Source organism: Pseudomonas sp. NBRC 111132 (assembly GCF_001320565.1).
GTDB classification, from domain to species: Bacteria; Pseudomonadota; Gammaproteobacteria; order Pseudomonadales; family Pseudomonadaceae; genus Aquipseudomonas; species Aquipseudomonas putida_P.
Genome location: NZ_BCBI01000046.1, coordinates 16,747 through 41,245, shown reverse-complemented (window position 1 = coordinate 41,245; position 24,499 = coordinate 16,747). Strand labels below are relative to the sequence as shown.

Below are 24,499 nucleotides of genomic sequence, written 5' to 3'. Positions count from 1 at the left end.
GCAAAAAAGCCCGCCGTCGCTGCGGGCTTTTTTGTGCCTGTTGTTCAGAACAGGTTGCTGTGCAGGCCGGGCCTTCAACGCCAGCGCGAAAGGATGTCGGGCAGCTGCGACAGGCGCTGGATCTCGGCATCCGGTGCCTGTTCGCCCGCCCATGCCTTACCCTGTGGGTTGAACCATACCGCACGCAGACCGGCGCGCTGGGCGCCAGCGATGTCATCGCCGGGGTGATCGCCAATGTGCACCGCCGCGCTGGCTTCCGATTCTCCACGGCGTAGGGCTTCCAGAAACGGCGCCGGGTCCGGCTTGCCGATACCGAGGTCCTCAGCGCACAGGGCAAAGCGGAAGTAGTCCGCCAGCCCCAGCCGGCTCACATCGGCGTTGCCGTTGGTGACCACGCCCAGGGTGTAGTGGTGGCGCAGAATCTCCAGCACCGGTTGCACTTCGGGGAAGATCTCCACCTGATGGCGGGCATGCAGGAATACTTCGAAACCTTCGTTGGCCAGTTCCTGCGCATGTTTCTCGCTGTAGCCGACCTCTTCCAAGGCATGGAACAGCACGCGCCGGCGCAGGGCGCTGATGCGGTGCTTGAGGCCGGGCTCGGCTTGTACCAGGCGCTCGCGGATGGCGAACAGGTGCTCCACCGGCACGCCGCCAAGGATCGGGGCGTTGGCTTCGAGCCAGTCGCGCAGCACGACTTCGGCAGTGGCAATCACTGGCGCGGTGTCCCACAGGGTATCGTCCAGGTCGAAGGTGATCAGCTTGATGCTCATGAGTCATTGCCCTTGCTGCGTTTGGCCCGAGGGTGGGCGCTGTCATACACCGCGGCCAGGTGCTGGAAGTCCAGGTGGGTGTAGATCTGCGTGGTGCTGATGTCGGCATGGCCGAGCAGCTCTTGCACCGCACGCAGGTCCTGGGACGATTCCAGCACATGGCTGGCGAAGGAATGGCGAAGCATGTGCGGGTGCAGGTGCTGGCCCAGCTCGCGCTCACCGGCGGCCTTTACCCGCAGCCGGACGGCCTGGGGGCTGATGCGGTTGCCCTGGCGGGTAATGAACACCGCGCGGTCGCGCGGGTTGCCAATGCCGCGCAGGCGGTACCACGCCTGCAGCGCCTCGCGCGCCTTGCGGCCAACAGGCAGTACGCGGGCCTTGCCGCCCTTGCCCAGTACCTGTACCAGGCCGGCGGCGAGGTCGAGGTGATCGAGGTCGAGGTTGGTCAGCTCGGACAGGCGCAGGCCCGACGAATAGAACAGCTCAAGGATCGCCTGGTCGCGTCGGGCGATGAAGTCGTCGTCGACGCCGCCATCGAGCAATTGCAGAGCGCGGTCGGTGTCCAGCACCTTGGGCAAGCGGCGCTCACCCTTGGGCGCGCTCAGGCCGGTGGCTGGGTCGTGCTGGCACAGGCCTTCGCGGTTGAGGTAGCGGTACAGGCCGCGCACGGCCGACAGTAGCCGCGCCAGGCTGCGCGAAGACTGGCCATGGTGGTGCAGGCGGGCGATCAGCTGGCGCAGTTGCTGGATCTGCAGCGCCTGCCAGTCGGCAATCCCGTGTTCCTTGCAGTAGGCGATGACCTTGTCCAGGTCACGGCGGTAGCCCAGCAAGGTGTGCTCCGATACCTGGCGCTCGTTGCGCAGGTGTGCGCAATAAGCCTCCAGCTGGCGTTCCATCAGCGTACCGAGCGCAGGGTCTGGGTAACGCGTGGCACAACGCGGCCGAGTACTTCGGCGATGTAGCCGAGGAACAGGGTGCCGACGCTGCTCTTGTAGTGTTGCGGGTCGCGGCTGCCGATGGCCAGCACCCCATGCAGCCCCTGGTACTCAAGGGTGGCCACGGCACTGGAGCCTACTTCCCGGCGCTGTTCCTCGCCGAACAGGAAGGCCAGCTCGTGCTCGCGCAGGTTGCCGCTGACCGTCTTGCCGCCGCCCAGCAGGGCGCCGATGGCCTGCTGGGCCTCGGCGTTGCTGACCCAGCGCCCGACCGGCGCGACGTTGTCGCCGAACAGGATCAAGCTGACGAAGGGCACCTGGAACTCCTGACGCAGGCTGTCTTCGACCGCCATGACCACGTCTTCCAGGCTGCCGGCATCCAGCAGGTCAAGGATCAGCCGGCGGGTCTTGTCGAACAGCCGGTCGTTGTCGCGGGCCACGTCCATCAGTTGCGACAGACGATGGCGCATTTCGATGTTGCGGTCACGCAGCAGCTTGAGCTGGCGCTCCACCAGCGACACGCTGTCACCACGCTGGTGCGGGATGTGCTGTTCGATCAGCAGCTCGTCGTGCTCGGCGAAGAAGGTGGGGTGGGCGCGCAGGTAGGCGACCACCGCTTCGGCATCGAGTTCGGTGGACTGCTTGGGTACAACCTTGGGCTGATCGGTCATGGCGGTTACTCGCTTAGAGACGAACCTGTCCTTCGTAGACGCGTACGGCCGGGCCGGTCATCACTACGGGCTTGCCGGGGCCGGCCCATTCGATGTGCAGGCGCCCGCCGGGCAGGTCGAGGGACACCGGAGAGTCCATCCAGCCCTGACTGATGGCTGCCACGGCTGCGGCGCAGGCGCCGGTGCCGCAGGCCTGGGTTTCGCCCGCGCCGCGTTCCCACACGCGCAAGTTGGCGCGGTGGCGGTCGATGACCTGGATGAAGCCGGCATTCACCCGCTGCGGGAAGCGTGGGTGGTTTTCGATCTTCGGGCCCAGCTCATGCACGGGGGCAGTACGCACGTCGTCGACACGCAGCACGGCGTGCGGGTTACCCATGGACACGGCGGCAATCGAATGCAGCTGGCCGTCGACTTCCAGTGGGTAGCTCAGCGCCTGTGCGTCGGCGACGAAGGGGATTTCGGCAGGGATGAAGCGCGGCGGGCCCATGTCGACACTCACCTGGCCGTCGTTCTGCACGTCCAGCACGATGATGCCGCTCTTGGTTTCCACACGAATGCGCTTTTTCGCAGTCAGGCGCTTGTCCAGCACGAAGCGGGCGAAACAACGGGCACCGTTGCCACATTGCTCGACCTCGGAGCCGTCGGCATTGAAGATGCGGTAGCGGAAGTCCACTTCCGGGTTGTTCGGCGCCTCGACGATCAGCAATTGGTCGAAGCCGATGCCGGTATGGCGATCACCCCATTGCTTGGCGTGCTTGGGCTGGATGTGCGCGTGCTGGCTGACCAGGTCGAGGACCATGAAGTCGTTGCCCAGCCCATGCATCTTGGTAAAACGCAGCAGCATGGGCTTACTCCGGCAGCAGGCTTTCGCCAGCGTACAGTTCGGCGATGGTCTCGCGGCGGCGTACTTCGAACGCCTGGTCGCCGTCGACCAGGATTTCAGCGCAACGGCCACGGGTGTTGTAGTTGGAACTCATGACAAAACCATAGGCGCCCGCAGACGCTACGGCCAGCAAGTCACCTTCGGCCAGGTTCAGCACGCGGTCCTTGCCAAGGAAGTCGCCGGTCTCGCAGATAGGGCCGACCAGGTCGTAGGCACGGCCTTCGCCCGCACGAGGCTTGACCGCGCTGACACCCATCCAGGCTTGATACAGGGCCGGCCGAATCAGGTCGTTCATCGCCGCATCGATGATGGCGAAGTCCTTGTGTTCGGTGTGCTTGAGGTATTCCACACGGGTCAGCAGCACGCCAGCGTTGGCCACGATGTAGCGGCCCGGCTCGAACACCAGGGCCAGGTCGCGCTCGCCCACGCGCTCGCGGATGGCTTTGATGTAGTCGGCCACCAGCGGCGGCTGTTCGTCGCGGTAGCGAACGCCAACACCGCCGCCCAAGTCCAGGTGGCGCAGGTGGATACCGCATTCGGCCAGGCGGTCGACCAGTACCAGCAGGCGGTCGAGTGCGTCGAGGAACGGCTCCACGGTGGTCAGCTGCGAGCCAATGTGGCAGTCGACACCGACCACTTCCAGGTTCGGCAGCTGCGCGGCACGCACGTAGATGGCCTCGGCGTCGGCGATGGCGATGCCGAACTTGTTTTCTTTGAGGCCTGTGGAGATGTAAGGGTGGGTACCGGCATCGACGTCCGGGTTGACGCGCAGCGACACCGGGGCAACCTTGCCCATTTCAGCGGCCACTACTTGCAGGCGCTCCAGTTCGTCGGTGGATTCGACGTTGAAGCAGTGCACGCCAACTTCCAGGGCGCGGCGCATGTCTTCACGGGTTTTACCGACGCCGGAGAAGACCACGCGGTCTGCGCGCCCGCCAGCGGCCAGCACGCGCTCCAGCTCACCGCCGGAGACAATGTCGAAACCTGCGCCCAGGCGCGCCAGTACATTCAGTACGCCCAGGTTGGAGTTGGCCTTTACCGCGAAGCACACCAAGTGTTCAGTGCCTTGCAGGGCATCGGCGTAGCTACGGTACTGGGCCTCGATGTGGGCGCGCGAATACACGTAGGTGGGGGTGCCGTAGCGCTCGGCGATGGCCGACAGGGCCACGCCTTCCGCGAACAGCTCACCGTCGCGGTAGTTGAAAGCGTTCATCTGGTTTCCTTACTGCGCTGGCGACTGCTCGGGCTCGGGCTGCAGTTCGGGCTGCTGCTCTTGTACCGGGGCCGGCTTGGCTTTGGGCTGGTGCTGGTGCGCCTTGTGCGCTTTGCCGTTATCGCCGTCTTCAGGCAGATACAACGGGCCTTTCTGGCCGCAGGCAGAAACGAGGCAGGCAACAGCGACCAGCGCCGCGAAGGAGGAAATCAGGCGCTTCATGGGTGAAATCCTTAGAAAAATGCAGTATTGCGCCCGAGTATACCGAGCGACCGGCGGCTTGCCTATGCAAGGACCGGTCCGCCGGGCGGGCTATTCTTACCCCCTTCAGTGGCTAATCTTTGCATTCGGCGGCAAGCGCCCGTATCTTGCCCGGCTTGCCTGTAACGCAGCCAATTTCGAGGTTCCTGCAATGAGTTTGAGTGAAGCGCGTTTCCATGATCTGGTCGACGCGACCCAACAGGCCCTGGAAGACCTGTTCGACGAGAGCGGCATGGACCTGGACATGGAGAACTCCGCCGGCGTCCTTACCGTCAAGTTCGAGGGCGGCGCCCAACTGATCTTCAGCCGCCAGGAGCCGCTGCGCCAGCTGTGGCTGGCCGACCGTTCCGGTGGTTTCCACTTCGACTACGACGAAGAGAGCAAGAAGTGGGTGTGCGAAAAGAGCGAAGAACTGCTGGGCGAAATGCTCGAGCGCATCGTCTGGGAGCGGGCCGGCGAGAAGCTGGACTTCGACGAGATCTGACATGAGCAGCGCCCAGGCTCGGCCGCCCAAGCCGCTTTACAGCAACGTCAGCCCCGCCGTGCCATCGCCGTGCATCAGCGTATGCCGGTTGGACGAACAGCGGGTGTGCACAGGTTGCCACCGGCATGTCGAGCACATCCGCGAATGGCGCTCGGCTGACGACGAACGGCGTCGGCAGATCTGCCGCGAGGCCCAGGCCTTGCGCGATCTGGCTAAGGCACACTGAGCGCAGGGGCTTGAGTATTTACCCGGCTGTGGTAGTGTCGGGTTCTGCGTCGGTGACGCCAAAGCCTTCTCAAACCCCGCCCTTGGGCGGGGTTTTGCTTTATTTGCACATTGAAAACTGCCTGTTCAAAGGAGTCTGACTGGATCATGAGCACCAAGCCTTCCCTCATCCTCACCCGATTGGACGTACAACGTCTGGAGCGTCTGATCGACAGCCTCGACGAGAGTACGCCGGGTGTGCTCGCCTTGCAGGACGAGCTGGACCGCGCCGGGCAGGTGGTCGGTCACGAGGAAGTGCCAGCGGGCGTGGTGACCATGAACTCGCGCGTGCACTGCCGTGAGGAAGCCAGCGGCAAGGATTACCACCTGACGTTGGTTTACCCGAAGGATGCCGGGCCGGAAGGCAAGGTTTCGATCCTGGCGCCCATTGGCTGCGCCTTGCTGGGGTTGTCGGTGGGCGAGCAGATCGACTGGCCGGCACCGGGTGGCAAGACCCTCAAGCTGAAGCTGCTGGAAGTGGAATACCAACCGGAAGCGGCGGGCGATTTCGACCTGTAAGGGCCAAGGGGGCCGCTTTGCGGCCCATCGCGACACAAGGCCGCTACAAGGAATCGCATTCCCCTGTAGGAGCGGCCTTGTGTCGCGATGGGGTGCAAAGCACCCCCGGCAATTCAGGCGCTTTGCGCCAAAACCTGCTCCAACCCCTCGTTCAACGCCTGCTCCAGCACCCGCTTGTAGCTCAGGTACACCTGCGTCGCCCCCAGCCGGTCATCCAGCAACTCGGATAAGTCCAGGTCGGTGATATAGCACTGGTACCGCCCTGCACCACGGCGCTGGCCAATGATCTGCCGGGCTACCACCGCATACAGCTGTTCGCCATGCTCCAGTTCGGAAAACTCCTGCTGGTCGCAATACAGTGTCACATGCGCTGCACCCGCCACTCCGGCCTGGATGATCGCCTGCACCTCATAGTAAGGTTGGTCGCTGCCCTCGGACGGGGCCAGGCGCGGCTCGATGCTGCGTGCCTTGCCTGCGCCAGAGGGCAGAAGCTGCGCATAGTGGATATCCAGCGAGGCCGGCCGCAGGCCGTCGAGCGGCAGGCGGGCATCGCGACGCATCACCACCGAGCGCAGAAAGCGTTGCAGCGGCAGCAGCAAGTGCGTTTCGTCATGCAATGGCAGGCGTTGTTGCCACAGCGCGTTGTACTCATCCAACACATACAGCTCGGCCCAGCCGTCCTGCAGGCGATAGAACACCTGGATACAGGCCGGCCTGCCGTGCTCCAGTACCAGGCGCAGGTCGTGGTCTTGCAGGGCGTTGGCGTCCAGGTACAGCGGGCTGTAGGCGCCGCGCTCTTCGCCCAGGTAGGCTAGCAGCGCCTCATGCTCGTCCAGGGTGGTCAGGCTGACATGCTGGGGTAGCAGCTCCAGTACATGGGTGTGCTGGGCTACCTGCAGCAGGTAGCGATGGTGCAGCCCCTGGTCCAGCAGCAGTTGCACGGTGTCGAAAATCTCCTCTACACGCTGGCCGATGGCCTGGGCGCGGCTCTGGCAGAAGCAGCGCACCCGCACCCGCGGCCGGTGGCCGTGCAGTACCGGGCTGTTGAGGAAATCGCGCAGGCAGCGCACCAGTGCGTGCTCGCCGTCATAGCGCTGGACCAGCACCTCGTTCCAGCTGTTGATGGTGACCTGGTCCAGGGTCAGCACCAGGTTTTCGCGCACGCCGGCGTAGCTCAGCGAGTCGGTGCGCTCGGTGGTCATCAGAATGTTCAGGTCGCGGTGATGGCGCAGCGGGTCGATGGCGACATTGACCAGCAACAGCACCTCGTCGGCAACGCTGGGCTGCAGCAGGCGCACTTCACTGACGGTCGGCAAGGGCAGGGGAATGCTCTGCTGCAGGCAGCCCAGCAGGTTGAACAGCTCGTACTCGCCAAGGTCGCTACTGCCTGGGTGCAGCGCCAGGCGGGTGCTGCTGTCGATCACGCCGTTGCGATGGGCCCAGGCGAGCAGCTCGAGCAGCTCGCGGCAGCGCTTGATCGGGCTGAAGTGCTCCACCTCGTGGGTGCTCAAGTTGCCGCTGTAAAGCTCCCAGTGGTGGTTGCCCGGCTCCTTGCGGTTGGGTGCCTGGACCAAGGTCAAGGTGCCTTCGGCGAGGTCTGGGGCGATACCGGGGTTGATCACTTCGACCTTGCCGGCGCGGCGCTCGAACGCCGCATACAGGCGCCGGCCCAGTACATTGAGGTCGCGCTGGTCGGCGCGGCTGCTGGCGTTCTGGGTGAGCGCGAACTGGCTGAGGAAGCGGTAACTGTGGTTCAGCTCGGCCACCAGTTCGCGGCGCTCGACAGCAACCTGTTGCACTTTCCATTGACGGCGGCTGTCCAGCAAGGCCAGCTGTTGCTGGCTCCAGCCCCACTCGTCGGTCAGGCGCTGCAGCAGCCGGCGTTGCCAGCCCATGCTGCGACCCTGGTCGCTGAGCTTCTTGTTCACCTTGAGGTACAGGCTGCGGCGTACCAGCTCCAGGCGCGCGTGTTCGCCACGTTGCAGCAGGTAGCGTTCGATGCGCCGGTAAACCATCACGTAGGGGTCGAGCTCGTCGAGGTCTAGCTGGTTGGCGAACACGGCCTGCTTGTAGTCCAGGCTCAGGCAGCGCACGGCAGGGTGTTCGCTGGCGTAGGCTTCGGTCAGCAGCAGTTTGAGCAGCGATTTGTAGGGCGAGTCGATACCTTTGAACAACTGCCACAGGCCGGCGCCGACGAACTCGCCGGGCGGAATGTGCGCCAGGTTGCCGAGGTCGAGGGCGTCATGGCTGCGGATGAACCGCTTGGACAGCAGGGTCTGGGTATAACTGTGGTAGTTGTGTTCCTGATACACCGGCACCAGCCACCATAGCGGTGTGCGCCCGGCCAGCCACAGGGTGGTGCGGTAGAACTCGTCCAGCAGCAAGTAGTGCTGGGTGGTGCCACAGTCGTCGGAGCCGAGCTGGCCATCGCGCTCGCCATGGGCGAAGCCCTGCGTGTCGATCAGGAAAAAGTGTGCTTCGGCTCCCAGGCTTGCCGCCCAGGCCTCCAGTTGCTGGCACTTGCGGCGCAGTTCATCCAACTGGTGTTCGGGCAAGCCGGGTGCGTGGCACACCCACAGGTCCATGTCGCTGTGCTCGGCCTGGGCCAGCGAGCCCAGGCTGCCCATCAGGAACAGGCCGTGAATCGGACGTGGCGGGTTGCCATGCGCGGCCTTGTAGGTGAACGAGCGCGCCAGGCGCTGGGCCTCCGCCACCAGCTCGGCACCTGGCGCATAGCCCGATACGCCGGCAGGCGTACTGCCCGAGACGTAGCCTGGCAACAGCGGGTGGTTTACGTGAAACAGCAGCGGTAGCAGCGTCAGTACCTGTTGCTGACGTGTCGACAGGCCTTCCATTGCCCGCTGCAGCCGCCCTTGGTTTAACTGCAGGAAGCGCGCACGCAATGTCGCCAGGACCTTGCGGTCGATGCCTTCGTCCAGGTCGGGGCGGATTTCGTGAGGGTGGTTCATTGCGCGCTCGGGCAGGCCAGTGAAGCTGTGGCGAGTTTAGCCTGAGTGGCGGGGTCGGATAAGCAGTAATTGTAATTCTGGCGCCATTTTTCCAGCGTTCTCGCGCTCCAGCTTTCGTTGTGCTTCAGGCATGATGGGCGCATTGAGTCCAAGTCGAGAATTTCCGATGCGTGTATGGATCGATGCCGATGCCTGCCCCAAAGCGGCCAGGGATCTGATCGTCAAGTTCGCCCTCAAGCGCAAGTTCGAGGTGGTGATGGTGGCGGGGCAGGCCGTGGCCAAGCCGGCGTTCGCGATCGTGCGCCTGATTGTGGTACCCAGCGGCATGGACGCGGCCGACGATTACCTGGTCGAGCACGCCGTGCCTGGCGAGTTGGTGATCTGCAGTGACGTACCGCTGGCCGACCGCCTGGTGAAAAAGGGCGTGGCGGCACTGGACCCGCGTGGGCGAGAGTTCGACGAACGCAACATGGGCGACCGCCTGGCGGCGCGCAACCTGTTCACCGAGCTGCGCGAGCAGGGCCAGGTGGGGGGTGGGCAGGGCGCTTACGGCGAGCGGGAGAAGCAGGCATTTGCCAATGCGCTGGACCGGATCATTGCCCGGCTGTCCAAGTCCTGAAGAGCTTGCGGTTCTCTGTGGGAACGGCCTTGTGTCGCGAAAGGGGCGCGTTGCGGCCCTTTCGCGAGGCACAGAAGGCCGCGCCGCTTTCGGTGCTTACTCGTGTGTCAGTTCCAGCACCCGGTCCACCAGCTTGTAGATGCCCCCCGCCGCTTCGCTGATCGACTTGGCTTCCATGTAAGCCGGCGTAGTCACCAGTTTGCGCTGGGAGTCTTCGACAATATCGTGCACATCGCACTCCTCATGGGTACCGCCCATCTTCTCGACCGCCGCCGCCGTGCCGGCGTCGCTGCCGATGGTGCAGACCACGCCCGGCCCGTAGATCTTCGCGGCCAGTGCCGGCGAGATGCAGATCAGCCCAACCGGCTTGCAGGCGTCGGCAAAGGCTTCGGCCAGGGTCAGTACGTCCGGGTTGATGCTGCAGTTGGCACCTTCCACGGCAAAATTGGAGAGGTTCTTTGCCGCCCCAAAACCGCCTGGCACGATCAACGCATCGAAGTCCTCGGCCTTGGCCTCGCGGATGTCCTTGACCTCGCCGCGGGCTATGCGCGCCGATTCCACCAGCACATTACGCGACTCGGGCATTTCCTCGCCGGTCAGGTGGTTGATGACGTGCATCTGTGCAATGTTCGGCGCGAAGCACTGCACCTGCGCACCGCGCTGGTCGAGGCGCAGCAGGGTGATCACGCTTTCGTGGATTTCGGCGCCGTCGTACACGCCACAGCCGGAAAGAATCACCGCTACTTTTTTTGTCATGTTCACTACTCCAGTGTCGAGGCGCTAAATGTCCTCTAGTTTGGCAGATGTCGCCATAGGGATTCCCGCGAGTGCGGCCTAATCTTGGTGGATAACGCCTGAGGTCGTGCCCATGGACCTGATACTGCTGGCCGTGCCGTTCTTCTTTGTGCTGATTGCCGTCGAGCTGGTAGCTGACCGCGTGCGTGGCCAGCGCAATTTCACCCTGGCCGACTCGATCAACAGCCTTAGCACCGGCGCACTGTCGACCAGTACCGGGCTGCTGACCAAAGGGGTAGGGCTGGTCACCTATGCGCTGGCCTTCGAACACCTGGCGGTTTTGCGGTTGCCGGCAGAGGCGTGGTGGGTATGGCTGCTGGCCATTGTCCTGTACGACTTCTGTTACTACTGGCTGCATCGCCTGGGGCATGAGCGCAACGTGCTGTGGGCCGCACACTCGGTGCATCACCAGAGCGAGGAGTACAACCTCACCACGGCGCTGCGCCAGACCAGTAGCGGGTTCATCTTCTCGTGGCTGTTCTACCTGCCGCTGGCGCTGGTGGGCGTACCGCCACTGGTGTTCATCACCGTGGCCTCGCTCAACCTGCTGTATCAGTTCTGGGTGCATACCCGACACATCCCCAAGCTTGGCTGGCTCGAGTGGGTGTTGATCACACCATCCAACCATCGCGTCCACCATGCGCAAAACCCTGCTTACTTGGATCGCAATTACGGCGGTGTGTTCATTCTCTGGGACCGTCTGTTCGGCACCTTCAAAGAGGAAGACCCGGCCGAGCCGGTGGTGTTCGGGGTGACGACACCGTTGGCCAGCTGGAACCCGCTGTGGGCCAACCTGCAGTTCTATGCCCAGCTCTGGCATGACGCCCGGCACACCGCCAGCCTGTGGGACAAGCTGCGCATCTGGTTCATGCCCACCGGTTGGCGCCCGGCCGACGTGGCTGCGCGCTACCCGCAGGCCAAGCAGGACCTGGCGCTGTTTCGCAAGTTCGAGATTGCCCTGGGCCGCGCGCAACAAGCCTACGTGGCGGCGCAGTTCGTGGTGTATGTGGCTTTGGGCAGCTACCTGATGCATGTGGCCGACCGCGTGCCGATCGCCGCGCTGGTGCTCGGCTGGTCGCTGATGGCGTTTGGTCTGTTCGTGCTGGGCGCTTTGCTGGAGAACCGGCGCTGGGCTGCGCGCCTGGAGCTGGCGCGGCTGCTGCTGAATGCGCCGGCGTTGTACCTGGCCGGCGCCTTGGGCTTAGCGGTGGTCGCGCCGCTGGCCTGGTTCCTGCTCGTGGCTTACAGCTTGCTCAGCCTCTGGGGCCTGGGCCAGGCCCGCCGCCTTGCGCTCCGCGCGCAGGGTGCGGAAGCGCCGACGCAGCCACAGCAGGCCGCCCAGCGCCACAAGGCCGCCGAGCACCCATAGCTCGTAACGTTTCACGTTGCCCAGCAGGCCTTCGAGAATGGCGCCGAAGTGGTACGCGGCCGCGCCCAGGGCGATTGCCCAGATAGCCGCGCCAATGCCGTTCAGCAGCAGATAGCGGCGGGGTGGATAGCCCGACAGGCCAATGGCCACCGGCATGACCGTGCGCAGGCCATAGACGAAGCGAAAACTCAGCACCCAGATATCAGGATGGCGGCGGATGTGGTCCAGCGCCCGGTCACCCATTGCCTGCCAGCGCGGCTTGCGCGCCAGGATCCTGCGCCCGTGGCGGCGGCCCATGAAGTACCACAGCTGATCGCCCGCGTAGCTGCCGAAGAAGGCCACCAGGCACACCAGCTTGATGTCCATGTAACCACGGAACGCAAGGAAACCCGCAAGCACCAGGATGGTCTCGCCTTCGAAGAAGGTGCCTAGAAAAAGGGCAAAGTAGCCGAAATCCTGCAGGAATTGTTGAAGCATTTTCTGAGGTGCTGGCGAAATGAACGCGAAGCCTACCCCTTCGCGCGCAATCGTGAAAGTGTCCAAATGTGTCTCGACGTGAACAATTCCTACACAGACAATGCCAGAGGCCACGCGCCATGGCTTGCCCTGGTGTGTAACACAGGCGTCATAATGGGCGCTTATCTTGCCGCTCAATTGATGATAGGGCGTTAACGTCCTCAGGAACGCCAGATGAATAATGAAGTGCTCACCCCTGTCGCGATCAAGGATGCCCAGGAGCTCCCAGAAGAGATGGTGCAGACCCCGCCTGACCTGCCGCCGGCGCCCGAGCCCGTAGCGGAGCAGGCGGCCGAGCCTGTGGCCCCGGTGCCCGCACCGGCCCCGGCAATCACTGTCCCTGGCCTGGACGACAGCAGCCTGTACATTCATCGCGAACTCTCGCAGTTGCAGTTCAACATCCGTGTGCTGGAACAGGCACTGGACGAGAACTACCCGTTGCTTGAACGGCTCAAGTTCCTGCTGATCTTCTCCAGCAACCTCGATGAGTTCTTCGAGATCCGCGTGGCCGGGTTGAAGAAGCAGATCAATTTTGCCCGTGAACAGGCCGGTGCCGATGGCTTGCAGCCGCACCAGGCGTTGGCGCGTATCAGCGAACTGGTGCACATCGAGGTAGAGCGCCAGTACGCGATCCTCAATGACGTGCTGCTGCCGGAGCTGGAAAAGCATCAGATTCGCTTCATTCGCCGTCGTTACTGGACGCCCAAACTCAAGACCTGGGTGCGTCGCTATTTCCGCGACGAAATCGCCCCGATCATCACCCCGATCGGCCTCGACCCGACCCACCCGTTCCCGTTGCTGGTGAACAAGAGCCTCAACTTCATCGTCGAGCTTGAGGGTGTGGACGCCTTCGGTCGCGATTCGGGCTTGGCGATCATCCCTGCCCCACGCCTGCTGCCACGGGTCATCCGCGTGCCTGAAGAGGTGGGTGGCCCGGGTGCCAACTACGTGTTCCTGTCGTCGATGATCCACGCGCACGCCGACGACCTGTTCCAGGGCATGAAGGTGAAGGGCTGCTACCAGTTCCGCCTCACCCGTAACGCCGACCTGGCGCTGGACTCCGAAGAAGTCGACGACCTGGCCCGTGCTCTGCGTGGTGAGTTGTTCTCGCGCCGTTACGGCGATGCCGTGCGCCTGGAAGTGGCCGACACCTGCCCGAAACACCTGTCGGACTACCTGCTCAAGCAGTTCAGCCTCAGCGAAAGCGAGCTGTACCAGGTCAATGGCCCGGTCAACCTCACCCGCCTGTTCAGCATTACCGGCCTGGACAGCCACCCGGAGCTTCAGTACACGCCGTTCACCCCGGCAATCCCCAAGCTGCTGGTGAACGCCGACAACATTTTCAGCGTGATCAGCAAGCAGGACATCCTGCTGATGCACCCGTTCGAGTCCTTCACCCCGGTGGTCGACCTGCTGCGCCAGGCCGCCAAGGACCCGCATGTGCTCGCCGTGCGCCAGACCCTGTACCGCTCCGGGGCCAACTCGGAAATCGTCGACGCCCTGGTGGACGCGGCGCGTAACGGCAAGGAGGTCACTGCGGTGATCGAGTTGCGTGCGCGCTTCGACGAAGAGTCCAACCTGCAGATGGCCAGCCGCCTGCAAGCGGCCGGTGCGGTGGTGATCTACGGCGTGGTCGGGTTCAAGACCCACGCCAAGATGATGCTGATCCTGCGCCGCGAACAGGGCGAGATCGTGCGTTATGCGCACCTGGGTACCGGCAACTACCACGCCGGCAACGCCCGCCTGTACACCGACTACAGCCTGCTGACCTCTGACGACGCCCTCACCGAGGACGTTGGCAAGCTGTTCAGCCAGCTGATCGGCATGGGCAAGACCCTGCGCATGAAGAAGCTGCTGCACGCGCCGTTCACCCTGAAAAAGGGCATGCTCGACATGATCGCGCGGGAAACCCAGTTCGCCCTCGAAGGCAAGCCGGCGCACATCATCGCCAAGTTCAACTCGCTGACCGACGCCAAGGTCATCAAGGCGCTGTACAAGGCCAGCCAGTCGGGTGTGAAAATCGACCTGGTGGTGCGCGGCATGTGCTGCTTGCGCCCAGGTATTCCGGGGGTTTCGCACAACATTCAGGTGCGCTCGATCATCGGCCGCTTCCTCGAGCACACGCGGGTGTTCTACTTCCTCAATGGCGGCGAAGAGCAGATCTACCTGTCCAGCGCCGACTGGATGGAGCGCAACCTCGACAAGCGCGTCGAGACCTGCTTCCCGGTGGAAGGCAAGAAGCTGTTGCTGCGGGTGAAGAAGGAGCTGGAAGGCTACCTGACCGACAACACCCACGCCTGGACGTTGCAGCCAGACGGGCGCTACGTGCGTAGCACCCCGACCGGCAATCAGAACCCGCGCAGTGCCCAGGCGACCCTGCTGGAGCGCCTGAGCAACCCGGTCCTCAACGTACGCTGAGGACGAAGCCGACCCGGGCCAGCCACTCCGCCTCGTTGGCGAAGTCGGCCTGGGTCAGCTGGTTCTGCTCCAGCCAACCTTCAGGGAAGGCTACATCCAGGCTGTTGTCGCCGCCCTTGAGCTCTACCTTTGGCATCTGCTGGGTGCCGCGAATGTGGTGGAACAGAATGGCAAAGCGCAGCAGCACGCACAGGCGCAGCAGCTTGACCCCTTCATCACCCAGCTCAGCGTAACGGTCCTTGGGGATGTTGCGACGGTGGCCGCGCACCAGCAGGGCCATCATCTGCTGATCTTCGCGAGAAAAGCCCGACAGGTCGGAGTGCTCGATCAGGTAGGCGCCATGCTTGTGGTAGTGATAGTGGGCAATGTCTAGCCCTATTTCGTGTATTTTCGCGGCCCAGCCAAGCAGATCGCGCCAATTTCCGTCTTTAAGGTCCCAGGCGTCGGCCACTTGGTCGAAGGCGTGCAATGCCTTGCGTTCCACACGCGCAGCCTGGCCCTGGTCCACGTGGTAGCGCTCCATCAACGAGTTCAGGGTGCGTTCGCGCACATCCTCGTGGTGGTGACGGCCGAGCAGGTCGAACAGCACACCTTCGCGCAGGGCACCGTCACAGTGGTCCATGCGCTGCAGCTCCAGGGCATCGAAGATCGCTTCGAGAATCGCAAGGCCTGCGGGGAAGATGGTCCGGCGGTCCGGCTTGACGCCGTCGAAGTCGATTTTGTCGACCTCGCCCAGCTTGAACAGCTTGCGCTTGACCCAGGCCAGGCCTTCGGCGTTGACCTCGCCATTGCCCAGGCCGCCGGCCTTGATGGCGGCGCCGATGGCGCGAATGGTACCGGACGAGCCAATGGCCTCGTCCCAGGTCAGGCGGTGCAGGGCATTTTCGATACTCATCAGCTCCAGGCGCGCGGCGGTGTAGGCCTGGGCATAGCGGGCCGGGGTGATCTTGCCATCGCGGAAGTAGCGCTGGGTAAAGCTTACGCAACCCATCTGCAGGCTTTCGCGCAGCAGCGGCTCGAAACGCTGGCCGATGATGAACTCGGTACTGCCGCCACCGATGTCTGCCACCAGGCGCTTGCCGGGGGTATCGGCCAGGGTGTGCGATACGCCCAGGTAGATCAGGCGCGCTTCTTCACGGCCGGAGATGACCTCGACCGGGTGGCCGAGGATGGCCTCGGCGCGCTGGATGAATTCGTTGCGGTTGCGCGCTTCGCGCAAGGCGTTGGTACCGACGATGCGTACGGAGCCTGCCGGCATGCCGTTGATCAGTTGAGAAAAGCGCTTGAGGCAATCCAGGCCTCTTTCCATAGACTCTTCACTGAGCTTGCGCTCTTCGTCGATGCCGGCGGCTAGCTGAACCTTCTCGCCGAGCCGCTCAAGGATACGGATTTCGGTATGGTGGGCCTTGGCCACGACCATATGAAAACTGTTGGAGCCAAGGTCGATGGCGGCGATCAGGGACAGGTTCTTCGCGATGGTATGCGGCATGATCTGGTTGTTCTCGGTCGTTAACCTGGCAATCGTGCCACGATAGCAGGCTGTCGCCAACGCGTGACACTCAGCCGGTGTGCTGGCCTTGATGCAAGGCAATGTGCCATTCGATTCTATGACGGCGACATGACAGTTTCGATTCGCGGCTTCTTGCACAACTATAGTTACACTCAATCGTCCGCGGCTTCCTGTAGGCGGCGGGGGCGGCTATGATGGGCAACGTTTTTTATTGCTTACGACCTTGGAGATTTCCATGAGCGACAAAATCAAACACGTCACCGACGCCAGCTTCGAAGCCGACGTACTGCAGGCTCAAGGCCCGGTGCTGGTCGACTACTGGGCTGAATGGTGCGGCCCATGCAAGATGATCGCTCCGGTTCTGGACGACATCGCTGCCACCTACGAGGGCAAACTGACCGTCGCCAAGCTGAACATCGACGAGAACCAGGAAACCCCGGCCAAGCACGGCGTGCGCGGTATCCCGACGCTGATGCTGTTCAAGAACGGCAACGTCGAAGCCACCAAGGTTGGCGCTTTGTCCAAATCGCAGCTGGCCGCGTTCCTCGACGCCCACCTGTGATGTGAAAAGGCCCCGCAAATGCGGGGCTTTTCTTTTTCAGAGCACTAGACGCAGAAAAAAGCAAGTGTTACATTCGGCCTCGCACTGCTTTTCCAGTGCCCTCTACACGCCGTCGCCGAAGCATCCCTAATTCGAATCAGTACGCGATCCTGTCGCCATCTAGCGGCGCGGCCTCATTAAGCCAGAAGCTTAATTCTCCCTTCTTACATGATTACGTCACTCCCCTTATGAACCTGACTGAACTCAAGCAAAAGCCGATTACCGATCTTTTGGAAATGGCCGAACAGATGGGCATCGAAAACATGGCCCGTTCGCGCAAACAGGACGTGATTTTCGCCCTGCTGAAGAAGCATGCGAAAAGCGGCGAAGAGATCTCGGGTGACGGCGTGCTGGAGATTCTCCAGGATGGTTTCGGTTTCCTGCGTTCGGCTGATGCGTCCTACCTGGCCGGCCCAGACGATATCTACGTCTCGCCCAGCCAGATCCGCCGTTTCAACCTGCGTACCGGCGACACCATCGTCGGCAAGATCCGCCCACCGAAGGAAGGGGAGCGTTACTTCGCCCTGCTGAAGGTCGATACCATCAACTTCGACCGCCCGGAAAACGCGAAGAACAAGATCCTGTTCGAGAACCTGACGCCGCTGTTCCCGAACAAGCGCCTGAAGATGGAGGCCGGCAACGGCTCCACCGAAGACTTGACCGGCCGTGTCATCGACCTGTGCGCCCCGATCGGCAAAGGCCAGCGCGGCCTGATCGTTGCCCCGCCAAAAGCGGGCAAGACGATCATGCTGCAGAACATCGCGGCCAACATCACCCGTAACAATCCCGAATGCCACCTGATCGTCCTGCTGATCGACGAGCGCCCGGAAGAAGTGACCGAAATGCAGCGCACCGTGCGCGGCGAAGTGGTTGCTTCCACCTTCGACGAGCCGCCAACCCGCCACGTGCAGGTTGCCGAAATGGTGATCGAGAAGGCCAAGCGCCTGGTCGAGCACAAGAAGGACGTGGTCATTCTGCTGGACTCCATCACCCGTCTGGCGCGTGCCTACAACACCGTGATCCCGAGCTCCGGCAAGGTGCTGACCGGTGGTGTCGATGCCCACGCCCTGGAGAAGCCGAAGCGTTTCTTCGGTGCTGCGCGTAACATCGAGGAAGGCGGCTCGCTGACCATCATCGCCACCGCGCTGGTCGAAACCGGCTCGAAGATGGACGAAGTGATCTACGAAGAGTTCAAGGGCACCGGCAACATGGAGCTGCCGCTGGACCGCCGCATCGCCGAGAAGCGTGTGTTCCCGGCCATCAACATCAACCGCTCCGGTACCCGCCGCGAAGAGTTGCTGACTGCCGACGACGAACTGCAGCGCATGTGGATCCTGCGCAAGCTGCTGCACCCGATGGACGAAATCGCCGCCATCGAGTTCTTGGTCGACAAGCTCAAGCAGACCAAGACCAACGACGAGTTCTTCCTGTCGATGAAGCGCAAGTAAGATCGTCGTACCACGCAAAGGCCGGGGAAACCCGGCTTTTTGCTATCTGTATTTTGGCTATTGCGGCCCTATCGGCGCTACACTCTGCACCCCCGACCGATACGGCCAACACGAGGCTCCTGCATGCAGTATCGCGACTTGCGCGACTTCATCCGTGGCCTGGAACAGCGCGGCGAGCTCAAGCGCATCCAGGTTCCGATCTCCCCCGTCCTGGAAATGACCGAGGTCTGCGACCGCACCCTGCGTGCCAAAGGCCCGGCGTTGCTGTTCGAAAAGCCCACCGGTTTCGACATCCCGGTGCTGGGCAACCTGTTCGGCACCCCGGAGCGGGTGGCCATGGGCATGGGCGCCGAGTCGGTCGATGAGCTGCGGGAAATCGGCAAGCTGCTGGCCTTCCTCAAGGAGCCCGAGCCGCCCAAGGGCCTGAAGGACGCCTGGTCGAAGCTGCCGATCTTCAAGAAGGTCGTGTCGATGGCGCCGAAAGTGGTCAAGGACGCGGTGTGCCAGGAAGTGGTGGTCGAGGGTGACGATGTCGACCTCGGCGCTCTGCCGATTCAGCACTGCTGGCCAGGCGACGTGGCGCCGCTGATCACCTGGGGCCTTACCGTGACCCGTGGCCCGAACAAGGACCGCCAGAACCTGGGCATCTACCGCCAGCAGGTGATCGGCCGCAACAAGGTCATCATGCGCTGGCTGAGCCACCGTGGCGGTGCCTTGGATTACCGTGAGTGGTGCGAGAAGAATCCCGGCCAGCCGTTCCCGGTCGCCGTGGCCCTGGGCGCTGACCCCGCGACCATCCTCGGTGCCGTGACCCCGGTGCCGGACACCCTCTCCGAGTACGCCTTTGCCGGCCTGCTGCGCGGCAATCGCACCGAGCTGGTCAAGTGCCGCGGCAGCAACCTGCAGGTACCGGCCACCGCCGAAATCATTCTGGAAGGCGTGATCCACCCAGGCGAAATGGCCCCGGAAGGCCCCTATGGCGACCACACCGGCTACTACAACGAAGTGGACAGCTTCCCGGTGTTCACTGTCGAGCGCATCACCCACCGGCACAAACCGATCTACCACAGCACCTACACCGGTCGGCCGCCAGATGAGCCGGCGATTCTCGGTGTGGCACTGAACGAAGTGTTCGTGCCGATCCTGCAAAAGCAGTTCCCGGAAATCACCGATTTCTACCTGCCGCCGGAAGGCTGCTCGTACCGCATGGCGGTGGTGACCATGAAAAAGCAGTATCCGGGCCATGCCAAGCGCGTAATGCTGGGTGTGTGGTCGTTCCTGCGACAGTTCATGTACACCAAGTTCGTTATTGTCACCGATGACGATATCAACGCCCGCGACTGGAACGATGTGATCTGGGCCATTACCACGCGCATGGACCCCAAGCGTGATACGGTGATGATCGACAACACGCCGATCGACTACCTGGACTTTGCGTCGCCGGTATCGGGCCTGGGGTCGAAGATGGGCCTGGACGCCACGCACAAGTGGCCGGGCGAGACTACACGCGAATGGGGACGGGTTATCGTCAAGGACGAAGCCGTCACCCGCCGTATCGATGAGCTGTGGGATCAGTTGGGAATAGATTGATGCAGGTAACGTTGCAGCCGTCCGGGGCGGTGCTGGCGCTCGAACCCGGGGAACGGATCCTGGATGGAGCGCGGCGGCTGGGCTATGACTGCCCGAACAGCTGCCGCAATGGCAATTGCCATGTCTGCGCCGCGTTATTGGTCGAAGGCCGGGTACGCCAGGAAGGCGAAGTCCGCGACCATGGCGAGTTGTTCACCTGCATTGCCGAACCGCTGGAGGATTGCGTGTTGCTCTGGGATGGTGTGCTCGCCTTGGGCGAGCTGCCGGTGCGCAAGCTGGCGTGCAGCGTCAGCGAATGCGTCGACGTTGGTGGCGACGTCTGGCGGGTGCGTTTGCGCGCGCCGGCCGGCAAGCCACCGCGCTACCACGCCGGGCAGTACCTGATGATCGAGCGTGAGGGTGGCAAGCAGGCCGCTTTTTCGCTGGCCTCCGCCCCCCACGCCGGGCGTGAGCTGGAGCTGCACGTGCTGGCGCGAGAGCCCAGCGCACAGCAACTGATCGAGCAACTCAAGCGTGACGGTCTGGCACGTATCGAAATGCCGTTTGGCGACACCCACCTGGCCGAGTTGCCCGACGGGCCGTTGGTGCTGATTGCCGCCGGTACCGGCATGGGCCAGATGCACAGCCTGCTCGAGCATTGCCGAGCCAATGGCTTCAAGCACCCGGTACACCTGTACTGGGGCGTGCGCCGGCCCGAAGACTTCTATCAGATCGAGCACTGGGACGAATGGCAGCGCCTGCCTAACCTGTTCCTGCACCAGGTGGTCAGCGACCTGTGCGGCTGGGAAGGCCGTTGCGGCATGTTGCATGAAGCGGTTTGCGAAGACATTGACGACCTCAACAGCGTGCATGTGTATGCCAGCGGTTCGCCGAACATGATCTACGCCACCCTCGACGCCCTGGTCGAGGCCGGTATGGATGCGCACCGCATGCGTGCCGATGTGTTTGCCTACGCGCCACGTGGTTAATAACCAAAGTTTGCAAGTATGGGTATAAGGCGGTAATTGTTACCGCCTTGGCCATTAACTTTCACAGTGGCTGAAACAGTATTTCCCAGTCGTCGGAACCGCGCATGAAACACTGACGCGAGGGCTTGAGTATTCCTGCAATTCTGGCCTATGGTTACTGCAAGCGCCCCGGGTAAAGCGGCCTGGGGCTGCAGCGTAATCGAATTTCGCTACATCCGTAGTTCACAGGGATAATGGCGGCAGCTTATGTCGGCACTTGAAAGTATGTCCTGGGAAGTTTCATATCCTCCGGCACTCGACTTCGGTCAGCAACATACTCACGATCAGTTGTTCAACTCCATGAAGACGACCATGTCTCGGCATCAGGGCGGGCCTGTGTGGCTGTTCGCTTATGGTTCGTTGATTTGGCGCCCCGAGTGCAATTCGGTGGAACGTCAGCGCGCGCGGGTGCATGGTTATCACCGGGGCTTGTACCTGTGGTCGCACGAACACCGTGGCACCCCGGAAACCCCTGGGCTGGTGTTTGGCCTGGACCGTGGTGGCTCCTGCAGCGGCTTTGCCTATCGGCTGGATGAAAGCAGCCTGGATGACTCGCTGATGGCCCTATGGCAACGGGAGATGCCGTACCCGGCCTACCGGCCGCACTGGCTTAGCTGCCGGTTGGGCGATGGCAGCAAGGTGCAGGCATTGGGCTTTGTGCTGGAGCGGCATTTACCCTGTTATGCGGGGAATCTGCCGGATACCTTGCTCAGCCAGATTCTGGCCAGTGCCAAGGGGCGTTATGGCACCACGCGCGACTATGTGGAGCAGACGTTGAATGCCTTGCGCAGCCACCAGATGCCAGATCGCAACCTGGAGGCGCGGTTCCGGCGTTGCCATAACCTGCGCGAAGTGTGAACAACCTCTACCGGCCTCTTCGCGGGGTTTTCTGCGAAGAGGCCTGAACTGCCTTACTTGGCCAACACCACCAACTTACCCACAGCCTGGCGCTGCCCCAGCTTCTCGATGGCGGCCCCAGCCTCGGCCAGTGGATAAGTCTGCGACACCAATGGCTTCAACTTGCCCTCGGCATGCCAGGCAAACAGCTGCTTGAAGTTGGCTGCATTATCCTGCGGCTGGCGCTGGGCAAACGCGCCCCAGAACACCCCCAGCACCGCCGCACCCTTGAGCAGCACCAGGTTGGCCGCCAGCTGGGGAATGCTGCCGCTGGCAAAACCCACCACCAGCAGCCGGCCATTCCAGGCCAACCCGCGTACCGCTTGCTCGAATAGCTCGCCACCGACCGGGTCGTAGATCACGTCGACCCCCTGGCCGCCGGTCAGGCGCTTGATTTCTTCGCGCAGGCTGGCCTGGCTGTAGTCGATCAGCTCATCCGCCCCGGCCGCTTTGGCCACGGCCAGTTTCTCGGCACTGCTGGCTGCCGCGATCACTCGCGCGCCCATGGCCTTGCCGATTTCCACCGCCGCCAGCCCGACCCCACCGGAAGCGCCCAGCACCAGCAAGGTCTCGCCTGCTTGTAACTGACCGCGCTGACGCAGGGCGTGCATCGAGGTGCCGTAGGTCATGCCGAACGCCGCAGCGGTGGTGAAGTCCATGCTCGCCGGGATCGGCAGCGCGTTGTAGAAAGGCACCGCCACCTGCTCGGCGAACGCACCCCAGCCGGTCAGCGCCATGACCCGGTCGCCCACCTTGAACGTGCCAGCCTTTTCCCCGACTGCAGCCACCACCCCCGCCGCTTCGCCGCCAGGGGAGAACGGTAGTGGAGGTTGGAACTGGTACTTGCCTTCGATGATCAGCGTGTCGGGGAAGTTGACCCCGGCAGCCTGCACGTCCAGCAGGATCTCGTTTTTCTTCGGCTGCGGGCTGGCCACGTCTTCCAGTACCAGATCGCGCGCCGGACCCAGGGTTTTGCACAACACGGCTTTCATCGGGGCTATTCCTTTGCGGGTAATGGCCGATAAGTGTAGGAGGGCCGCTTGCCGGGTCAACGAGCATGGCCTGCCCTGATGGGCCGGCATAAGCCCGGGCTTGGGTTTGAGCGGTGTGCTGGGTAAGCTGGCGCCAACTGTATTGAGGAGCGAATTCGTGAAAGCGTTGATCTTGATGGTGCTGGCGTTGCTGCTGCCGGCTGCGGCCATGGCCGAAGAAGCCAAGGAAGGGGCGCCCAAGGTCGCCTACATCAGCCTGAGCCCACCCTTTGTCGGCAACTATGCCCTCGACGGCGGCCCGCGGCTGCGGGTGTACAAGGCCGACGTGGCCCTGCGCGTGACCGGCGACGAAGCAGCCAAGGCGGTGCAGCACCACGAGCCATTGATCCGTAATCAGCTGGTGGCACTGTTCACCCAGCAGACGGTTGACAGCATGAGCAACGTCGAGGCCAAGGAGCACCTTCGCCAAGAAGCGCTGAAACAAGTGCAGCAGGTGCTGGAAGCGGAAGAGGGCAAGCCGATTGTTGAAGACTTGCTGTTCAACAACCTGATCGTGCAGTGATCAACTGTGGGAGCGGGCGAGCCCGCGAACACCGGCGAAGCCGGTGCCATTCACCGCACTGCCTGCTTCGCGGGCTCGCCCGCTCCCACAGGGTCAGGACGCCAGGCTGCGACGGAACCGCGAAAGCGCCACGCTGAAAAATACCAGGCCGATCAGCGCCAGTGCCAGGATATCCGGCCACACCACCGCCCACCCGGCATCGCGGAACAGGATCGCGGCCCCCAGGCTGACGAAATGCGTCGACGGCGACCCCTGCATCACCCACTGCAGCCACTGCGGCATGCTGTCCAGCGGTGTGCTGCCGCCGGACAGCAACAGCATCGGGATGATCACCGGGATCGCCAGCAGGCCGAACTGCGGCGTCGAGCGTGCCAGGGTGGCGAGGAAGATACCCAGCGCCGTACTGGCGAACAGGTACAGCGCGGTCACGGCCAGGAACAACCCCATCGAGCCGGACAACGGCACGCCCAGCGCGCCTTTCACTACCACCACCAACGAAATCCAGGTGCATATCACCACCACCAGGGCGTTGCTGCCGATCTTGGCCAGCATGATCTCCAGCGCGGTCAGTGGCAGCACCAGCAGGTGGTCGAGGGTGCCGTGCTCACGCTCGCGCAGCAGCGCGGTGCCGGTGAGGATGATTGCCAGGATGGTGATGTTGTTGACGATCTGGATCACCGCCAGGAACCAACCGCCCTCCAGGTTGGGGTTGAACAGCGCCTTGGGGTTGATCAGCACCGGGCTTTGCACGTTGCCCCGCTGGCTGTAGTCGAGCAGCTCGCGCTCGAAGATGCGGCCGATGTAGCCGGCGCCCATGAACGCCTGGCTCATGGCCGTGGCATCGACGTTTATCTGCAGCTCCGGCGAGCGCCCGGCCAGCAGGTCACTCTGGAAATTCACCGGTACGTTGATCACGAAGGTGTAATGGCCGCTGTCCATGGCCTGGTCCAAGTGTTGCGCGGTCAGCGGAACGGCAGGCTGAAACTCCGGTGGTTGCAGGGCTTCACTGAGTTTGCGCGAGAGCAGGCTGTGGTCTTCGTCCACCACCGCGACGCTGGCGTTGTGCACACCGATCACCGAGCCGGCGGCCGGCATGTAGATCGCCACGCTGAAGGCATACAGCAGGAACAGCAGCAGTACGCTGTCATGACGCAGGCTGGTCAGTTCTTTCAGGCCTAGGCGCAGGGTGTGGTTCAGGCGCGACAT

At 63.1% G+C, this 24,499-nt stretch carries 23 protein-coding genes and 1 pseudogene; 12 read left to right on the top strand and 12 right to left on the bottom strand.

Going from position 1 to position 24,499, the window contains the following annotated elements; translation table 11 throughout:
* Positions 1-74: 74 nt before the first annotated feature.
* Genes APH35_RS20245 through lptM form a run of 6 tightly spaced genes read right to left on the bottom strand, consistent with a single transcriptional unit; the run spans position 75 to position 4,694 of the window.
* Positions 75-770 carry an HAD family hydrolase gene (locus tag APH35_RS20245; RefSeq protein ID WP_012274783.1) on the bottom strand — a complete coding sequence of 232 codons (696 nt, stop codon included), beginning with the start codon at positions 768-770 and terminating at the stop codon, positions 75-77.
* Positions 767-1,666, bottom strand: coding sequence for a tyrosine recombinase XerC (gene xerC, locus APH35_RS20240; RefSeq protein WP_012274782.1), 900 nt, complete (start codon positions 1,664-1,666; stop codon positions 767-769). Before xerC ends, APH35_RS20245 begins: the two co-directional genes overlap by 4 nt.
* A complete protein-coding gene (locus APH35_RS20235; protein ID WP_012274781.1) occupies positions 1,666-2,376 on the bottom strand; it encodes a DUF484 family protein in 711 nt (236 codons plus the stop codon). Before APH35_RS20235 ends, xerC begins: the two co-directional genes overlap by 1 nt.
* 13 nt (positions 2,377-2,389) lie before the next feature.
* Positions 2,390-3,220, bottom strand: a complete 831-nt coding sequence (dapF, locus tag APH35_RS20230; RefSeq protein ID WP_060493197.1) for a diaminopimelate epimerase — start codon at positions 3,218-3,220, stop codon at positions 2,390-2,392.
* Positions 3,221-3,224: 4 nt separating this feature from the next.
* Entirely contained in the window at positions 3,225-4,472 is a 1,248-nt protein-coding gene (lysA, locus tag APH35_RS20225) for a diaminopimelate decarboxylase (protein ID WP_012274779.1), read from the bottom strand.
* A 9-nt stretch (positions 4,473-4,481) separates the two neighbouring features.
* Entirely contained in the window at positions 4,482-4,694 is a 213-nt protein-coding gene (gene lptM, locus APH35_RS20220) for an LPS translocon maturation chaperone LptM (protein ID WP_012274778.1), read from the bottom strand.
* A 190-nt stretch (positions 4,695-4,884) separates the two neighbouring features.
* On the opposite strand from lptM, the gene cyaY reads away from it, so the two are divergent.
* The 3 genes from cyaY (at position 4,885) to rnk (ending at position 6,000) form a co-directional block, all read left to right on the top strand.
* Positions 4,885-5,217, top strand: a complete 333-nt coding sequence (gene cyaY, locus APH35_RS20215) for an iron donor protein CyaY (protein ID WP_012274777.1) — start codon at positions 4,885-4,887, stop codon at positions 5,215-5,217.
* A 1-nt stretch (position 5,218) separates the two neighbouring features.
* Positions 5,219-5,443, top strand: a complete 225-nt coding sequence (locus tag APH35_RS20210) for a DUF1289 domain-containing protein (protein WP_060515347.1) — start codon at positions 5,219-5,221, stop codon at positions 5,441-5,443.
* 146 nt (positions 5,444-5,589) lie between these two features.
* Positions 5,590-6,000, top strand: coding sequence for a nucleoside diphosphate kinase regulator (gene rnk, locus APH35_RS20205; protein ID WP_012274775.1), 411 nt, complete (start codon positions 5,590-5,592; stop codon positions 5,998-6,000).
* Positions 6,001-6,113: 113 nt separating this feature from the next.
* Here the strand turns inward: rnk and APH35_RS20200 are convergent, their stop codons facing one another.
* Positions 6,114-8,969: a class I adenylate cyclase gene (locus APH35_RS20200; RefSeq protein ID WP_060515346.1), complete on the bottom strand. Its 2,856-nt coding sequence runs from the start codon at positions 8,967-8,969 to the stop codon at positions 6,114-6,116.
* Between the two features lie 166 nt (positions 8,970-9,135).
* Here APH35_RS20200 and APH35_RS20195 point away from each other — a divergent pair, with 166 nt between their 5' ends.
* On the top strand, positions 9,136-9,588 hold the full coding sequence (locus APH35_RS20195; protein ID WP_012274773.1) for a YaiI/YqxD family protein: 453 nt from the start codon (positions 9,136-9,138) through the stop codon (positions 9,586-9,588).
* A 96-nt stretch (positions 9,589-9,684) separates the two neighbouring features.
* Here APH35_RS20195 and elbB read toward each other — a convergent pair whose 3' ends face one another.
* Positions 9,685-10,344 (bottom strand): isoprenoid biosynthesis glyoxalase ElbB, encoded by a 660-nt coding sequence (elbB, locus tag APH35_RS20190; RefSeq protein ID WP_012274772.1) that lies wholly within the window; start codon positions 10,342-10,344, stop codon positions 9,685-9,687.
* 112 nt (positions 10,345-10,456) lie between these two features.
* Between elbB and APH35_RS29465 the strand changes: the two are divergent.
* Positions 10,457-11,083 (top strand): annotated as a pseudogene (locus APH35_RS29465) (sterol desaturase family protein); the annotation flags it as partial.
* Between the two features lie 501 nt (positions 11,084-11,584).
* Here the strand turns inward: APH35_RS29465 and APH35_RS28490 are convergent.
* Positions 11,585-12,229 carry a DedA family protein gene (locus APH35_RS28490; protein ID WP_151884243.1) on the bottom strand — a complete coding sequence of 215 codons (645 nt, stop codon included), beginning with the start codon at positions 12,227-12,229 and terminating at the stop codon, positions 11,585-11,587.
* Between the two features lie 213 nt (positions 12,230-12,442).
* Here APH35_RS28490 and ppk1 point away from each other — a divergent pair, with 213 nt between their 5' ends.
* Complete coding sequence (gene ppk1 / locus APH35_RS20175; protein WP_060515343.1) at positions 12,443-14,686, top strand: polyphosphate kinase 1; 2,244 nt, start codon at positions 12,443-12,445, stop codon at positions 14,684-14,686.
* On the opposite strand, the gene ppx is transcribed toward ppk1, so the two are convergent.
* On the bottom strand, positions 14,673-16,175 hold the full coding sequence (gene ppx, locus APH35_RS20170; RefSeq protein ID WP_012274769.1) for an exopolyphosphatase: 1,503 nt from the start codon (positions 16,173-16,175) through the stop codon (positions 14,673-14,675). The genes ppk1 and ppx overlap by 14 nt on opposite strands.
* Positions 16,176-16,431: 256 nt before the next feature.
* On the opposite strand from ppx, the gene trxA reads away from it, so the two are divergent.
* The 5 genes from trxA (at position 16,432) to APH35_RS20145 (ending at position 21,700) form a co-directional block, all read left to right on the top strand.
* The gene (gene trxA, locus APH35_RS20165; protein WP_012274768.1) at positions 16,432-16,758 is read left to right on the top strand and encodes a thioredoxin TrxA; all 327 of its coding nucleotides are present in this window, start codon (positions 16,432-16,434) and stop codon (positions 16,756-16,758) included.
* Between the two features lie 227 nt (positions 16,759-16,985).
* On the top strand, positions 16,986-18,245 hold the full coding sequence (gene rho, locus APH35_RS20160; RefSeq protein WP_003253661.1) for a transcription termination factor Rho: 1,260 nt from the start codon (positions 16,986-16,988) through the stop codon (positions 18,243-18,245).
* Positions 18,246-18,368: 123 nt separating this feature from the next.
* Positions 18,369-19,835, top strand: a complete 1,467-nt coding sequence (gene ubiD / locus APH35_RS20155; protein ID WP_012274767.1) for a 4-hydroxy-3-polyprenylbenzoate decarboxylase — start codon at positions 18,369-18,371, stop codon at positions 19,833-19,835.
* Complete coding sequence (locus tag APH35_RS20150) at positions 19,835-20,803, top strand: CDP-6-deoxy-delta-3,4-glucoseen reductase (RefSeq protein WP_012274766.1); 969 nt, start codon at positions 19,835-19,837, stop codon at positions 20,801-20,803. The genes ubiD and APH35_RS20150 overlap by 1 nt, the downstream gene beginning before the upstream one ends.
* A gap of 246 nt (positions 20,804-21,049) precedes the next feature.
* Positions 21,050-21,700 carry a gamma-glutamylcyclotransferase gene (locus APH35_RS20145; protein WP_012274765.1) on the top strand — a complete coding sequence of 217 codons (651 nt, stop codon included), beginning with the start codon at positions 21,050-21,052 and terminating at the stop codon, positions 21,698-21,700.
* Between the two features lie 53 nt (positions 21,701-21,753).
* Here the strand turns inward: APH35_RS20145 and APH35_RS20140 are convergent, their stop codons facing one another.
* Positions 21,754-22,731, bottom strand: a complete 978-nt coding sequence (locus tag APH35_RS20140; protein WP_060515342.1) for an NADPH:quinone oxidoreductase family protein — start codon at positions 22,729-22,731, stop codon at positions 21,754-21,756.
* Between the two features lie 157 nt (positions 22,732-22,888).
* On the opposite strand from APH35_RS20140, the gene APH35_RS20135 reads away from it, so the two are divergent.
* Positions 22,889-23,293 (top strand): flagellar basal body-associated protein FliL, encoded by a 405-nt coding sequence (locus APH35_RS20135; RefSeq protein WP_012274763.1) that lies wholly within the window; start codon positions 22,889-22,891, stop codon positions 23,291-23,293.
* Between the two features lie 93 nt (positions 23,294-23,386).
* Here APH35_RS20135 and APH35_RS20130 read toward each other — a convergent pair whose 3' ends face one another.
* Positions 23,387-24,499 (bottom strand): ABC transporter permease, encoded by a 1,113-nt coding sequence (locus tag APH35_RS20130; protein WP_060515341.1) that lies wholly within the window; start codon positions 24,497-24,499, stop codon positions 23,387-23,389.